15 protein-coding genes are annotated in these 15,324 nt (G+C 42.8%); 10 read left to right on the forward strand and 5 right to left on the reverse strand.

Going from position 1 to position 15,324, the window contains the following annotated elements; translation table 11 throughout:
• Positions 1-21 precede the first annotated feature (21 nt).
• The gene (locus tag NXZ84_RS00155; RefSeq protein ID WP_258838285.1) at positions 22-201 is read left to right on the forward strand and encodes a hypothetical protein; all 180 of its coding nucleotides are present in this window, start codon (positions 22-24) and stop codon (positions 199-201) included.
• An 89-nt stretch (positions 202-290) separates the two neighbouring features.
• Here NXZ84_RS00155 and NXZ84_RS00160 read toward each other — a convergent pair whose 3' ends face one another.
• On the reverse strand, positions 291-1,196 hold the full coding sequence (locus tag NXZ84_RS00160) for a zinc dependent phospholipase C family protein (RefSeq protein ID WP_258838286.1): 906 nt from the start codon (positions 1,194-1,196) through the stop codon (positions 291-293).
• 340 nt (positions 1,197-1,536) lie between these two features.
• On the opposite strand from NXZ84_RS00160, the gene NXZ84_RS00165 reads away from it, so the two are divergent.
• From NXZ84_RS00165 to NXZ84_RS00190, 6 genes are all read left to right on the forward strand, one after another.
• Positions 1,537-1,887 (forward strand): VOC family protein, encoded by a 351-nt coding sequence (locus tag NXZ84_RS00165; RefSeq protein ID WP_258838287.1) that lies wholly within the window; start codon positions 1,537-1,539, stop codon positions 1,885-1,887.
• 313 nt (positions 1,888-2,200) lie between these two features.
• A complete protein-coding gene (locus tag NXZ84_RS00170; protein ID WP_258838288.1) occupies positions 2,201-3,031 on the forward strand; it encodes an inositol monophosphatase family protein in 831 nt (276 codons plus the stop codon).
• 51 nt (positions 3,032-3,082) lie between these two features.
• Entirely contained in the window at positions 3,083-4,501 is a 1,419-nt protein-coding gene (pepV, locus tag NXZ84_RS00175) for a dipeptidase PepV (protein ID WP_258840293.1), read from the forward strand.
• 171 nt (positions 4,502-4,672) lie between these two features.
• Positions 4,673-5,692, forward strand: a complete 1,020-nt coding sequence (locus tag NXZ84_RS00180; RefSeq protein WP_258838289.1) for a potassium channel family protein — start codon at positions 4,673-4,675, stop codon at positions 5,690-5,692.
• A 156-nt stretch (positions 5,693-5,848) separates the two neighbouring features.
• Positions 5,849-7,945 carry a neutral/alkaline ceramidase gene (locus NXZ84_RS00185; RefSeq protein WP_258838290.1) on the forward strand — a complete coding sequence of 699 codons (2,097 nt, stop codon included), beginning with the start codon at positions 5,849-5,851 and terminating at the stop codon, positions 7,943-7,945.
• 42 nt (positions 7,946-7,987) lie between these two features.
• Positions 7,988-8,848, forward strand: coding sequence for an endonuclease/exonuclease/phosphatase family protein (locus tag NXZ84_RS00190; RefSeq protein WP_258838291.1), 861 nt, complete (start codon positions 7,988-7,990; stop codon positions 8,846-8,848).
• 147 nt (positions 8,849-8,995) lie between these two features.
• Here the strand turns inward: NXZ84_RS00190 and NXZ84_RS00195 are convergent, their stop codons facing one another.
• Together NXZ84_RS00195 and NXZ84_RS00200 are read right to left on the reverse strand one after the other, a co-directional pair.
• Entirely contained in the window at positions 8,996-9,463 is a 468-nt protein-coding gene (locus tag NXZ84_RS00195; RefSeq protein ID WP_258838292.1) for a hypothetical protein, read from the reverse strand.
• A gap of 114 nt (positions 9,464-9,577) precedes the next feature.
• Positions 9,578-10,414 carry a glycosyltransferase family 2 protein gene (locus NXZ84_RS00200; RefSeq protein WP_258838293.1) on the reverse strand — a complete coding sequence of 279 codons (837 nt, stop codon included), beginning with the start codon at positions 10,412-10,414 and terminating at the stop codon, positions 9,578-9,580.
• A gap of 229 nt (positions 10,415-10,643) precedes the next feature.
• Between NXZ84_RS00200 and wecB the strand changes: the two genes are divergently transcribed.
• The 3 genes from wecB (at position 10,644) to NXZ84_RS00215 (ending at position 13,386) form a co-directional block, all read left to right on the forward strand.
• Positions 10,644-11,795: a non-hydrolyzing UDP-N-acetylglucosamine 2-epimerase gene (wecB, locus tag NXZ84_RS00205; protein ID WP_258838294.1), complete on the forward strand. Its 1,152-nt coding sequence runs from the start codon at positions 10,644-10,646 to the stop codon at positions 11,793-11,795.
• A gap of 159 nt (positions 11,796-11,954) precedes the next feature.
• The gene (locus NXZ84_RS00210; RefSeq protein ID WP_258838295.1) at positions 11,955-12,338 is read left to right on the forward strand and encodes an HPr family phosphocarrier protein; all 384 of its coding nucleotides are present in this window, start codon (positions 11,955-11,957) and stop codon (positions 12,336-12,338) included.
• 121 nt (positions 12,339-12,459) lie between these two features.
• Positions 12,460-13,386 (forward strand): alpha/beta hydrolase, encoded by a 927-nt coding sequence (locus NXZ84_RS00215; RefSeq protein WP_258838296.1) that lies wholly within the window; start codon positions 12,460-12,462, stop codon positions 13,384-13,386.
• A gap of 125 nt (positions 13,387-13,511) precedes the next feature.
• Here the strand turns inward: NXZ84_RS00215 and NXZ84_RS00220 are convergent, their stop codons facing one another.
• Together NXZ84_RS00220 and NXZ84_RS00225 are read right to left on the reverse strand one after the other, a co-directional pair.
• Positions 13,512-14,657 carry a cysteine desulfurase family protein gene (locus NXZ84_RS00220; RefSeq protein WP_258838297.1) on the reverse strand — a complete coding sequence of 382 codons (1,146 nt, stop codon included), beginning with the start codon at positions 14,655-14,657 and terminating at the stop codon, positions 13,512-13,514.
• A gap of 81 nt (positions 14,658-14,738) precedes the next feature.
• Positions 14,739-15,254, reverse strand: a complete 516-nt coding sequence (locus NXZ84_RS00225) for a GNAT family N-acetyltransferase (RefSeq protein ID WP_396653992.1) — start codon at positions 15,252-15,254, stop codon at positions 14,739-14,741.
• Between the last annotated feature and the right edge of the window lie 70 nt (positions 15,255-15,324).

The following is a 15,324-nucleotide window of genomic DNA, read 5'->3' on the forward strand; positions in this document are numbered from 1 at the left end:
TATCTTTGTTCCCAGATTTTAATGAAGTCTTTCGCAATTGGTTTGGCCGCCTTTGCGAAAGGCTTTTTTTTGTCAGCGGTTTCGATACGGTGGCATAAAACACCTACAGATAAGGAGAAAACAACACTCTCTAAAGGGGTAAAGCAGTCTGTCTATTTAGATAATGGCATAGGAATGTTCTTTTGTCAACTGTTTAGATAGATTTTATCGGTTTAAGTCATTAAAAAGGGGGTGATCCCCCTTTTGTGCACATATAGGTGTTTATCGTTCGTACAAGGAGTACCGTATTTTTATACGATCGGATCGGCTAAATAATTAGTTAGGTTTGCAGAACATGGCTTACCATTATCGTATGATAGATTGCCTAATCTAGATCTGATGGGAGCCATTTCTCCATCTTTTTCCCAAAAAGTGTATATGAGAGGGAGAATTTCTTTGGCCTCCGTTAATGCATTCTCCCAGAGATCCCAGAAAGAAGAGGCATGCTGTTCGTCAGGTAGAGCTGGGTGAACCCAGGATTGCTTGCTTTCATTTAAATAATCTTTTGCAGGGAGATTCTTTGTATAGCGGAAGGGAGCGATCTTGCCAGCGGTGAGCACCGTTTTTACACCCCACGGATCATAAAAGAGATGTAGCGCTTTGAGCATATCTTGATACGCATCGTTCCAAATGGTTTGGGGTACATTGCGCATCTGATCTGGATAAAAGGTTTCACCTAAGTGATTGAGCACGTGAACTAATGTTGCAGGTAAATCATCACCTACATCCAGTTCCTTGTATACAGGAGTTCGCCATGTTTCAATCCCCTTTAGTTGCTTAGCGATCAATGTGTCAAGAATAATTTCCAGTCGTTGGTGGTTATATCCTTGATAACCAGCTTTGTAATGGATATAGGGGTGAGTATGCCGATCGAGAAGGTGATGTGTCACAAAGCCACTTACATAACTGCGGATATCTTTCTCTTCCTTGGCCGCTGTGAGCAGGTTGACGAGAAAAGGACCACATGCTTGTGTATGCATCACATTTCCTAGCTCATCAGCTCCTTTCTTTTTTTTCCATGGTAAAAAATGATGATAAAAGAGTGGATCAGGTCCCTGACAGCCGAGTTGAAAAAGGGTACGCTCTTGTGGCAAGGGTAAGTGAGTCAACTCATAACATTGCTGGGCAAAGACGATATGTGACCAGATATTTGGCATGATAGCCGCTCCTTTAGCTTCTTAGTAGGTTTATTATATCGTTTTTTTTTGTCTCCGACTAAGGGTTGATGTAAAATCACACACAGAAAAACGGTATGAGGCAACCTATATTTTCATGATTAATAAGCCCTAGATAAAAAGATCCAGGGGATCTTAGTCGAGTGCAGCAGGGATCATCGGGTTACTATTGTTAGTAAATCATCACTGATTTCTGGATTGACTCCGCTTTTTTATTGAATTTTATGAAGGTTTCAGGAGTAGTAATCCGGAAGTTATTCTTCAGGGAAAGTTTGAGGCGTAACGAGAAAACTAAAATTCAACATACCATGGAGGTGCAGAATTGAAAGTCAAGCGAATTGTTGCGAATATTGAAACGCAGGACACTTCCAAAGCAAAACACTTTTACGAGGAAATACTAGGACTTGATCAATTAATGGACCGTGAATTTATTGCAACCTATGGATCTAATGAGAGAATGTCCGCTCAAATTAGTTTTTTATCTGAGGGAGGATCTGGCACACCAGTACCTGATTTGTCAATTGAAGTTGATAACTTAGACGAAGTTCTTACTCGTATAAAAGATTCTGGAGTTCCAATTGTATATGGGCCAACTACAGAACCGTGGGGGGTTCGGCGTTTTTATGTTAGAGATCCTTTCGGAAAGCTAGTCAATATTTTAATTCATTTATAAATTTATACAAGTATATACAAGATAAAAAAGAGACGACAGAGCCGAGTGGGATTATTCCTCCCTTAGCTCTGTTTTTATCATTTACTATATTGTGAAGGTCATATGGTGAAATAAGCCTGTATTCAAAAGAAATAAATTCACTTCCCGTTCTGCCCTGTTTATTCAATTTAAAATTGGGAAAAACAGAAATATTTAATTAGTGGGTGTGTTAGTTATTTATGTGGACGAATGATGCAGAATCGATTCAGGACATGATACTATTAGGGAGATTATTTAATTAAAGTGTTGCTGGAAGTAAGGAGGAAGAAGAAAGGTGTCGAAACTTAACGTGGCCATCTCTGCGGCGAAAGCGGCTGGATCATTGATTGCAGAGCGTATTCAAACTGGAAAAGAGGTTTCATATAAATCGTCGCACAGTGATTTGGTGACTGAGGTGGATAAGCAGGCAGAGGAAATTATATGTGCCAAGATTAGAGAAGCATACCCTAGTCATGCGATATTGGGAGAAGAAGGAGTAGCTCCTGGCGTAAAAGCGTCATCCGAGGCAACGGAGACGCATGAAAAGATGGATCATTTATGGGTAGTAGATCCGATTGATGGAACGACAAACTTCGTTCATGGCTTTCCGTTTTGTTGTGTCTCTATCGCTTATGCGTACCAAGGAATGGTTACATGTGCAGTCATTTATGATCCCCTTACGGATGAATGCTTTACTGCTGAAAAGGAGCAGGGGGCATTTTTGAATGGCCAAGCGCTACGTGTATCCGAAGAAAAAAAGTTAGCAGAAAGTTTGATTGCAACCGGATTCCCAGCAGCAGATCGTATTGCGGCGGGGATAAACTTGTCTGGAATCAATTATCTGGCGCCGCGGTGCCGCAATTTGCGGGCAGCTGGCTCAGCTGCCCTCCATCTCGCGTACGTGGCAGCGGGGCGAATTAGTGGATTTTGGGAACTTCAACTAAATGCTTGGGATTTAGCGGCTGGATCCCTTTTGGTTGAAGAAGCAGGCGGAAAAGTGACTGATACTTGTGGTAACCCCTATGCGCTTCATGTTCGTCACATTTTAGCTACGAATGATCATATTCACAGCGAGATGGTAGAGGCACTGGCCACCTCGGCTTCTCAGAAACCAGAAATGAAGTGATAGCGGTACATAGTACCTGTAGGAAGAGAAAAAGGAGGTTGTAAGTTGGAGATTCAATGGTTACAGGAAGTAGAAAAGAGAAAAGATGAGTTATTAGCGAAGACAAAAGAGCTGTTGGCGATTGAAAGTGTGTTGGATGAAGAGACAGTGGCCGAAGGAGCTCCTTTCGGGGAGAAAATTGCCGAGGCCCTCTCCTATATGTTAGAGCTTGCCGAAGAAAATGAGTTTAAAATCAAAAATGTGGACGGATATGCGGGTCATGCCGAGATCGGATCAGGGGAGGAACTGGTTGGAATTTTGGCGCATCTAGATGTAGTACCAGCAGGGGAGGGATGGACAAGTCCCCCCTTTTCTCCTGAAATTCGTGACGGTGATTTATATGCGCGTGGAGCGATTGATGATAAAGGACCGGCGATGGCTGCTTTTTTTGCTACCAAGTTATTAAAAGAGTTGAATCTGCCGCTCTCTAAACGAATTCGATTAATTTGGGGCACAGATGAAGAGTCTTTGTGGCGTGATATGGAGTATTACTTTGAACGAGAAGAGATGCCGACAATGGGCTTTACTCCTGATGCCTATTTTCCTATCATCACAGCGGAAAAAGGGTTGATTGATTTATCGCTTGCAGGTGAGCTTACTCCAATAGAAGAGGAAGAGCTTAGTGCAGGCTGGACATTAGGCTCCTTTATCTCGGGTCAACGCCCCAATATGGTGCCTGATTATGCCGAAGCGCGCCTTCTGGGTGATGATGATGTATTCATCTTGAAAGAGGCATTTCAAACATTTCTATTAGAAAATCGGATTAGAGGATATGCAGAAGAGGCGAACGCAGATCTGACGCTGGTTGTTGAAGGGAAATCTCATCATGGTTCAGAGCCAGAAAGAGGGCAGAATGCGGCATTGGAACTGGCGCGTTTCTTACACACGGTGGATCTTGATCAAAAAGGAGCGCAATATATCAACCTAATTAACGATTGTTTGCTGGATAGTTTTTATGGTGAAAAATTAGGCGTAGATCAAATGGATGATCGTGTAGGAAAATTAACCATTAATGCAGGTGTCTTTCGTTATAAACGAGGGGAGAATCAACAAGTAGTTCTTAATATCCGTTATCCGCTCACAGGTGACGGAGAATGGATCATGCGTGAGCTTGAGCAACAAATGGCACCATATGGTGTGCAGATTGAACAAGATTTGATCGATCATAAAATGCCTCATTCAGTTGATCATCAACACCCACTTGTACAAACTTTGGCACGTGTATATGAAGAACAGACTGGGGAAAAAGCAGAACTGATGGCCATCGGAGGCGGAACCTATGCACGTGCTCTAGATACTGGTGTTGCGTTTGGACCTCTTTTTCCAGGTAGGCCTGATTCAGCACATCAAAAGGATGAACGTATATCGGTGGAGGATTTAATACGGACAACTGCGATCTATGCACAGGCCATTTATGAACTCGCAAGATAAGTGAAGTGAATGAAAGCTGATTTCCGATCATTGGGGATCAGCTTTTCTTTCAAGACTTAAGTTATCTTTTTCCCATCTCCCCTCGATTTTGGTTAAGATAGAAGTAGATAATAGGGTGGGATTAAAGCTTTTTAATGTAGGGAGGGAATCGAAATTTACTATATTCGCAAGATGGTTGCTGCTGCAGTGCAGTTAAATAATTGGTTTTTGTTACTGTTTACCGGGTTGTTGTTGGTATCTAGTTCGTACGCTATCCACTACATTGAACCAGAAACATTTGAGAGTTCGTGGAAGGGGTTTTGGTGGGTGATGACCACTGTGACTACAGTGGGTTACGGCGACTATTCACCTGTTACGAAGGCAGGGCAAGGAGTAGCTATATTTCTTTACATTGTGGGAATTGGGCTGATTGGGGTTGTGATTGGGAAGGTAGTGGATGCATTTGGATCATATAAAAGGAAGAAGGAGGAAGGGAGATTGAAATTTCGTGGAAGTGATCACTATGTTGTCATCGGTTGGTCGGAAAAGGCAAAAGATGCGATGAAGGAATTGATGTCAAGTAATCATGATGCAGAGATTGTTTTAATCGATATGTTGGAAAAGTCGCCGATGTCAGGTGTTCGTTATCACTACATACAAGGGGAACCCACAGATGAGGAGGTATTGACACAAGCGAATATTGCGGACTCGAAAGCGATTATGGTTTTTTCCCCTCCTCAAGTCGAAGACCCGGTATTGGCGGATGGTCGCACACTATTAATCGCTACTGCTATAGAGCATTACGGGGTTCAACATGGAGTAGATGTGTATACCGTGGTTGAAGTGATGAAAGAAAACCATGTAAATAACTTTCGACATGCAAAGGTAGATGACTTTATCCTCTCTAATCAGATGACTTCCAATTTAATGGCGAAAGCGTCACAGTTTCAAGGTTCGAGCCGTCTATTTCAGCAGTTATTGCGCACTCAACATGGAGATGATTTATACCTTTTTCCAAAGCATCCGAAATGGGAGACGTATCAACATGCGCATGATTTTTTCCTTAGTCAAGGGGCTAATCTCGTAGCTGATCGCGAAGATTTTGGCGTGATTCGGCGTATGCACGAGCCTCTTCCGGCTGAGGCTCAACTTTTTATCATTTGTGATTATAAAACGTATAAACAAACAGAAGAAAACTATCAATCACTTTAATTATGTCAGTTAAAAAGGGCCTCATCTAAGGTTGAGGTCTTTTTATTTTGAGAAAAAAATTCGAATTTTTATTTTCAAACAATAGAGTGTATGATATACTTTTGTTCATATAAAAAGATTGTGAAGATTACACGAGAAATCTGAAGGAGGATCTACATGACTAGTTTGCGATCAAAAGGAAAAGGAGTTGTAATTGCGCTTGTCTTTATTCTAATTCTTTCTTTTCCATTCGATGTAAGCGCTTTCAATTCAGATGATTACGAATATCTTGTTGGAGCGGGGAGCTATGATATTACCGGTCCTGCTGCCGAAGTGGTTATGATGGGCTATGCAGATTCTGGTCAAACGACTGCGGGGATTCATCAGCGTTTGCGCTCACGTGCTTTTATAGCAGAAGAGCGAGCATCGGATCAGCGGGTTGTATTGGTAAGTGCTGATTTGGGACAACTCTTTCATTCTGTTAAACAAGGTGTTATTAATAAGCTAAATAATAATGGCTATGGGAAATGGTACAACGAAGAAAATGTCATGTTAAGTGCTACCCATACACATGGAGGACCAGGTGGCTATGCTCACCGTGGGCTGTACAACCTCTCAAGTTATGGCTTTCATGAAAAAAATTATGAGACGATTGTAAATGGGATCTATGAATCTATCGTACGGGCGCATCGAAACTTACAGCCGGGTTCTATTGAGGTAAATCAAACGCAAGTGGACGGTATCAGTGCCAATCGCTCAAAAGAGGCATATAAAAATAATCCAGCTGCAGAACGGTCAAAATATGATCAAGATGTCGATACGACAATGACACAGCTTCACTTTCGAGATGCATCAGATCGCCTTCTTGGCGTCTATAATTGGTTTCCTGTACACGGGGTATCGATGAGTGGAGAGAATCATCTAATTACCGGAGATAATAAAGGTTATGCTTCCTATTTGCTTGAAGAAGAAATGGGCGGAGAAGTAACAGCTGAAGGTTCTTTTGTCGCAGCTTTTGCTCAAGCTCACGCGGGCGATGTGACCCCCAATATTTATGGAGATGGCAAAGGACATGGAGACAGTGATCAAGAGAGTACCCAGTATGCTGGGAGAGTGCAATATGAAGCGGCTAAACGGATGGCAGAGTCGACGGGCACAGAAGTGAGTGGGGGTATTTCTACTAAGCATAAGTATATTGATATGCAAAATGTTACTGTTGCGAGTGAGTACGCTGATGGAACGGAGCGTCGAACATATCCCGGAGCTTTAGGCTATTCTTTTGGGGCTGGTACGGAAGATGGTCGTGGACCTTCATTTTTTCAAGAGGGAATGACGCAACCGGAGTATCAGATTGATGATTATGATAACATCGTTCCCTATTTGCAGAATTTAATGGTGATTGTTCCCCAGATCGGAGAGATGAGTGGAGCGAAGTATCCAAAGCTATGGGAGCAACATGCCCCTAAACCAGTACTATTGGCACCTTCAAAAGTAACTCCTGATTCGTGGACGCCTGACATTGTACCTGTTCAGATGGTACAAATCGGTCAAGTTTCTATTGTGGCTGTGCCAGCCGAGGTGACTACAATGGCAGGGCGGCGGATGATGGAGCAGGTACAGGAAAAGATGGATGCGCATCTACAGCAAAAGAGTATTACGGTCATTTCTGGATTGTCCAACGCGTATAGTAGCTATGTGTCCACGCCGGAAGAATATGATAAACAGCATTATGAAGGGGCATCTACGCTGTATGGAAAATGGACGCTCGGAGCCTATTTGCAGGAATTTGATCGTTTGACCGATGCAATTATCACAGGCAATGAAGTGGAGAAAGGAAAAGCACCGAAAGATTTAAGCGACGAACAGGTTTATTTTCCCCCGGGGGTGTTGTATGACTTACCTCCATGGGGCAAATCATTCGGAGATGTAAAAAAGAATGTAGAAAGCAGCTATGCGGCGGGTGACAAAGTATCTGTTCAATTTTGGGCGGGTCATCCCAACAACAACTTCCGTACACAATCGACCTATTTGGAAGTACAAAGATTAAAAGGTGACAACTGGGTTACTGTTGCTGATGATCATGATTGGGAGACAACATTTCAATGGGAGAGAAAATCGACAGTGATGGCAACCTCTTTTGTCAAGATCACTTGGCAGGTTCCATCTAATGTGGAGAAAGGGACGTATCGCATCGTTCATTATGGTTCCTCTAAATCAATGAGCGGCAAAGTGAGTGATTATAAGGGCAAGTCGTCTACGTTTACAGTGAAGTAGAAGAGAAGGGAAGTGCACAAACTAGAACGAGGAGGGGCATGAATGAAAAGATGGCTCGTACTATTTATCGCTGTGTTGATAGGGATGACTGGAAGTGGTGGACAGGGAGTATTTGCGGCAGAATCTGAGGTGGATCAGGGTAGCTTCAATCTTTTAACCTACAATGTGGCAGGCTTGTGGGATCCGATTTCGCAATCGAATCCAGCAAAAAACACAAAAAAAATAAGTCCGCGCTTAAACGAGTACGATATTGTGCTTGTACAGGAGGATTGGAATTACCATGATGATTTGACCTCAGAAGCAAATCACCCCTTTAAGTCAAAGCATAGTGGAAGCATGGGCTTTGGCGATGGATTGAATCGTTTTTCCATATTCCCATTCACAGATTTCAAGCGCAAAGAGTGGGAAGATTGCGGTGGTTATTTTGGAAATGGGAGCGATTGTCTAGCTCCAAAGGGATTTTCGTATGCACGGCATCGTATTAGTGAAAATGTTTATGTAGATATCTACAATCTTCATGCAGATGCAGGTGGGAATGATGAGGATGTGCGAGAGAAAAATTTTAGGCAAATCTTAAAGAAAATCGAACAGTGGTCAACTGGTTACCCTGTAATTGTGGCAGGGGACTTTAATAGCAAATTCCGTGATGAGGAAGGAGTGCGTCAATTTATTGATGCTGGCTTCTCCGATGCGTGGGTGGTGCGGGATAACGAAGGTCGTTTTCCTGATGTAGGCGAAACAGTAGCAGATGAGAGTATTGATAAAATCTTATTCCGTAGTTCGGATGATGTTACCTTAACAGTAACGGATTACTACAATGCGGAGAACGAATTTAAAGATGGTCAAGGACGTGACCTGTCTGATCACGATCCACGGGCGGCAGTTTTCACGTATGAACGGTGAGGTATACACTTTGGTGTAGGGTAGAGTGATTGAAGAAGAGCATAGAAAAGAAGTAAAGAAGAATTTTAGGAGTCGTTTTAAACGGCTCCTTTTTATTTGAAGGACGATAGGAAGTGAGAAAGAAGAAGAGGAACGTCTATGAGTGGGCTATATAAAAAAGGTAGATATAATGAGGAGGATCGCAATAATACCCAAAGTGTTTTCAATAAGAATGATGAGTGTACCCAATTTAGTCATTCGTATTTGCTTCAAGCGAGACTTTTCATCGATAATGAATCCAATTACTTTTAGTACTATGGCACAGATTAAGAATATCCCTACTATACTTAATGAAATTTCACTGACATGATAATTCCAAGCGTAACTAACTAAAAAAATGGTCGCAAATAGTATCTGAATAGCCTTAAAAAAGATGGGATTAATCGCCCTACTACCAGTAATTTTTCGTAATCTATCAAACATAAAGTCACCCACTATAGTTAATAAGGTATGGCTATTATATGCTAGGATTTCTTTTGTTTCAATTAAGAAATATTGGTATTTAAAATTATGTTGTACAAAGAAACCCCCCACAAAAAAATGACCCGCACTCCCTATACCAGAAGGTCGAGCCATCTTTGTGGATGGTGGTTAGTTTATGATAGTACTGTGAGTAGAGAGCAATAGAACCTTTTTTTAAGCTCTCTGGTGAGTCCAGTCAATGCAGTGTAATAATACCCTTTTGTGGGGTCATCGTGAAGGCGCTTTCTTCCTTTCTGCTGCACAACGCTCTTTGTAGGGAGCGACGCCAGCTAGTTGCGAAGGGCGATAGATATGGTAGGCGGGGTAGTGGGTATCAACATAGAGGGAGAATCCCATCGCTACAGCGCGTACGCAGAAATGGCGATCTTCTCCTCGTAATGAGATATTGGAAATTTGTTCAAAACGAACTCCTCGCGCGAGGGCGTGGCGGCTAATTAAGGTACATGCCCCTAAACCGCCTACCTCATATAGCCCGGGTTGACGCAACTGCTGGAAGAAATGGAGTGTTAATTGCTCCTGTTGCGCTTTTGTCAATTGGAGATCGCGTTCCACTTTGTACTGCGTGTAGAAATCGCGTTGCCATACTTGTGGCATTTCGATCTGTTGTGGATCCCACTTTGTCCAAAAGATATTGGCGACGATATCTTTTTCAGTTGAGAGTAGTTGCTCTATAGTGGCAGGATGTAATACGAGATCGGAATCAACGAGAAAAAGATAATCATATTCGTTTGTGAGTGCATGGCTGATTATGGTATCTTTCATAGTGGCTACTTTCCAAATGATATCTTCTTTCCATCCTTTAAAGTGGCTTTGTTCACTAGTAGCAAACGTATGCTTGTAACCGGAGGGCTGTATCGTAGTTTGGGGGTGTTTTTCACAGAACTGACGAAGGAGTTGTGTAGAGGCGGGATCGCGGTTGTCGTCAGCGAAATAGTAATCGGCGGTATAGGAGTGAGCCTCTAGCTCAGTTAGAGAAAGTAAGAATTGCTGTAATATTTCTGGCTTTTGTTGGATGGGGGCACCAATCAAAATTCTTTTGCCCAACAAAAACCCTCCCTTCTTTTCTTAATCCAGCAAAGTTGTACTGTACATTACATTCATCGTAGAGGGGAAATATTACGGACGTCTGAGGTATGGATCTTTTTTCTTACGCATATCTTTACTTGTAAAGTGGAGTAGGAAGTGTGCGCGACATTTTTATGAAAATGGCGTAGTAGAGGGGGTGAATGTTGCGAAGAAGTTCTGGCGATAGGACATTCCTCGTGACAATAAGATGACACCTTTTCGTATTCTTATCGTATTTGGAACAAGGCCGGAAGCGATGAAGATGGCACCGCTAGTAAAAGCATTGCGTTTAAGAGAGGAATGGACGAGTTATATATGTGTGACTTCCCAACATCAAGTAATGTTAAATCAAGTAATGAATGCCTTTTCTTTAAAAGCTGATTTCGATTTGGATGTAATGGAGGAGGAGCAATCTCTTACATCGTTAACCATGCGTCTTTTACAAAGGTTGGAGCCAGTGATGCAAGAGGTGAAACCGGATTTGGTATTGGTGCATGGAGATACAACAACCTCGTTTGTTGCTAGTATAGTGGCATCGTATTTTCAGATCCCAGTGGGGCATGTAGAAGCGGGATTGAGAACGACTGATCTGCGTTCCCCTTTCCCGGAAGAGATGAACCGTAGATTGACAGGGGTGATTGCACAACTTCACTTTGCTCCCACTCAACGGGCTGCAGCTAACTTATATCGTGAAGGGAAAAGTCGTAATCAGGTCTATATTACAGGTAATACCATTATTGATGCATTTGCTACTACGGTAAGAAAGGAGTATTCTCACCCGTTGTTACAAAATATTAAGGATAAACAACTTGTGTTGGTAACCGCACATCGGCGAGAGAGTTGGGGTGAAGCGATGAGGAAGATGTTCGAAAGCTTACGTCGTCTGATCGATGAGGTTTCATCTGCTGTAATTCTCTTTCCAGTTCATTTAAACCCACAAGTCAAATTACTGGCTGAGAAAGTGCTGGGGGGACATGAACGTATTCATCTAATCCCACCCTTATGTCCTTTACACTTTCATAATCTCCTTCAGCATGCTCATCTAGTTTGTACAGATTCTGGGGGAATACAAGAAGAGGCTCCCTCCTTTAAGGTGCCTGTACTGGTGATGAGAGAGCGCACAGAAAGACCTGAGGCGGTTGAAGCAGGGGTAGCGAAGTTAGTGGGAACAGACGGAGAGTGTCTCTATACAGAGGCGAAACAGTTACTAATCGATCGAAAGTCGCATGAAAACATGATTACGGATCATAATCCTTTTGGTGATGGGGAAGCGGCACAGAGAATTTGTGACGCGATTGCCTATCATTTTGGTTTTTCTGATGTTCGACCTCCTTGCTTTGTGTCAAGTTTATGTAAATAAAATTAACATTAACTTGATGAGAGGCAATGAAAATGATCCAATGTCATTTTTAGTTACACTTAATTGTTGAAGTATTTTGTTTTTATGATATAATGGAAAATATCGCAAGCAAGATAAAGGCAAACATGGGTTATGGATCATTCGAGGAGGAGGGATTGAGTGGAAAAACGTATGGATTTAACACTACGTTCACCGATGCAGATGACTCACTTACTGTATTTGTCACAAAAGTTGGTACAGGTGGAAAGTGATATTCAGTTTGTGAAAGAAGGGGTGACATGCAACGGGAAAAGTATTCTTGGGGTCATTTCATTCTTTCTCTCCATGAAAAAGGGGGAGCTGTTCACTCTGCTCGTGGAAGGGTCGGATGCAGGGGCAGTATGCAATCAATTAGAAGAGTGGTTTGCTCAGAGGCAGGAGGCAGAGCCGGATCAGTGGGAGCAAGAGGGAACAGAACAAGTATTGGAGGCTTGGCGAGAGGCGGGTTCTAAATGGACCCCATCGGTACGGATGGTCGCAAAGTCATACTTTCGTTCTGGATAGCGATCTTCTTTTTTAACCCCTGTATGGGGGCTTTTTTTTGCTTTTTGATGGGGATGTTCAAGTGGGTATGATATTGATAAGATAGGAACAAGTCGTTTATGTAGAAAGAGAGTGGGTCCAAATGAGAGCAGATTCCTTTATTTTTACAGCGTCAGATGGAGAAGAAATTTTTGTGTATCGCTGGAGCCCAGCGGGCACATGTAGAGGGATTGTTCAGATTGCACATGGAATGGCTGAGCATGCCGGACGTTATGATGATTTTGCTAAAGCATTGACGGACGCAGGATATCGGGTTTATGCTAATGACCATCGTGGTCATGGTCGCACAGCGGGCACTCAGGAGCGACTGGGTCACTTTGCTGACCGAAGTGGTTGGGATCGTACCATGGAAGATATGCATGAGTTAACGGTGCGCATCAGACAGGAAAATACAAGCCAACAAACTTTGTTTCTACTTGGGCACAGTATGGGTTCCTTCCTCGCTCGTTACTATGCTCAATCGTATGGTGATGAGCTAGCAGGCTTAATTTTATCTGGTACGGGAATAAGCAAAGGTCCAGTGAGCTCTGTTGGACTCTCCATAGCGAAACTGCAGGGGTGGGTTCGGGGGAAAAAAACGCGAAGCAAATTGCTTGATCGACTTTCATTCGGTAAATTTAATCACTCATTTATGCCTATTCGTACCTCGTTTGATTGGCTTTCACGCGATGAGGAGGAAGTGGATAAATATATTCGGGATCCGCTTTGTGGACAGATTGCCACTTCTCAATTTTTTAGAGATCTCATAACGGGCGTTAAAGTATTAGATCGACCACAGCATCTTCAGCGTATACCATCTACTCTTCCGATCTATCTATTCTCTGGAGCGAAAGATCCAGTCGGGGAAGAAGGAAAGGGAGTACATAAGGTTGCTAAATTACTTAAAGATGCAGGTGTGAAAGAGGTAGAGATCCGCTTGTATGAAGATGGCCGCCACGAAATGTTGAATGAATTGAATAAGGAAGAAGTTTATCACGATGTGTTGACATGGTTAGAGCGCCATCAATAGAGAGGAGACAGGCACACCAGGGAGGCAGTTGCTTCTCTGGTGTGCTTTTCTTACCTTTTTAGTATGTGTTAAGCCTAGACCTACCTGATGTGAATGCTTCAATTTAATCTGAAACGAGCTTGGTTTTAAATTAGAGAACGCATATACGTAATCACTTCGTGTAAGCGTCCTACCAAAAGGTCTAGATCCTCTCGTGTTGTTTCCCTACCTAGAGTGATACGCAAACTTTGATGCGCATCTTCTGCTTTATGCCCCATCGCTATGAGTACATGAGAGGGAGCATGCTTACCAGCACTACAAGCGGATCCGCTGGAGATAAAGATATTGTGACGATTTAATTCCAACATTACAGCTTGCCCCTCTACGCGATCAAAGCTTACATTAATATTGTTAGGTAGTCGGTCTGTGGGATGACCATTTAGACAGACATCTTTTATTTCCGAGGAAATACGTTTCCATAAAGTATCTCGCAGTTGGGTTAATCGGGCTGCCTCTGTTGTTACCTCCTGTGAGATCAACTCAGCGGCTAATCCGAAACCTACGATTCCAGGCACATTCTGCGTACTAGGACGCAATCCACGCTCTTGACCGCCTCCATACATGATAGGCTCAATTCGCACACCCTTACGGATATAGAGAGCCCCTACACCTTTAGGGCCGTAAATCTTATGCGAGGCGATGGAAAGGAGGTCGATTGAGAGAAGGGAGAGATCAAGTGGTAGTTTTCCTACCCACTGGATGGCATCTACATGAAAAAGGATACCTTTTTCTCGTAGTAACTCTCCGATGGTAGCTATAGGATTGAGGGATCCCACCTCATTGTTGGCGGCCATCACACTGACGAGGATCGTATTCGGTGTGATGGCTTCTTTTACTTTCTCCGTTTCGACCTGTCCATATCTATTGACAGGCAAATAGGTAATGTCAAAGCCTTCTTTTTCTAGTGCTCGACAACATTCTAAGATAGCTGGGTGCTCCACTTGTGAAGTGATAATATGATTTCCTCGATGGCGGTGTTTACGGGCAGCGCCTAATACAGCTAAGTTATTCGCTTCTGTACCTCCACTAGTAAAGATGATTTCACGTGCGTCTGCCCCGATGGATGTTGCAACTTGAGAGCGTGCCCACTCAATCCGATCTCTTGCCGCTTGTCCGGGATCGTGCAAACTACCCCCATTTGCAAACTCGTGTTGTAAACAGTGCATAACGATCTCCTGTACTTCTTTACGTACTGGAGCGGTTGCTCCATAATCCAGATAGATTGATTTCATAGGCGTGTAACGGAAAAATGGATTTTCCGAAAATATCCCTCCCTGCATGATGTGAATGAATGAAAATCATGAACATGATCATTATGAGGTGAGAAGCTTATAATAAATCATTGTACTGTCTAACTTGCCCCCATCGGAACGAGCGTATTGTGGAATCTGCCCCACAAACGTATAATTTAGGGATTGATATAATTGATTTGAAGGATCTCCGTCTCGTGTATCTAGGACGAGAAGGTGAATGTTTTTTTCTATGGCTGCCTTTTCTACAACCCTCATTAAGGTTCGTGCAATTCCTTGTCGACGTACTTGAGGGGAAACCATCAATTTTGCAACTTCTCCACGGTGCGTTCCATTCGGTTTGTTGCAAGGAATTAATTGAACACTACCAATAATATGTTCATCCAATGTGGCAATCCATAACTGTTTTTCTGCTAAGTTGAGGGATGACCAGTATGAAGTTGCTTCTTCATAGGTGAAAGGAGAAATAAAGCCGATCGAAGCTCCGGAGTGGATAACCTCGATAAGAAGGTTGGATAATGAATGAATATCAGTGGAAGATAGCTGCTGGATATGCCGGAATTTGAAACGATTCACCATGGATCCTCCTCTATGGTTACAGTTTGTTTCCTTCACGATGGAATCTTTTTAGTCTACACCAATATACCAC

The sequence above is a fragment of the Mechercharimyces sp. CAU 1602 genome (genome assembly GCF_024753565.1).
In the GTDB taxonomy this organism is placed as follows: domain Bacteria; phylum Bacillota; class Bacilli; order Thermoactinomycetales; family JANTPT01; genus Mechercharimyces.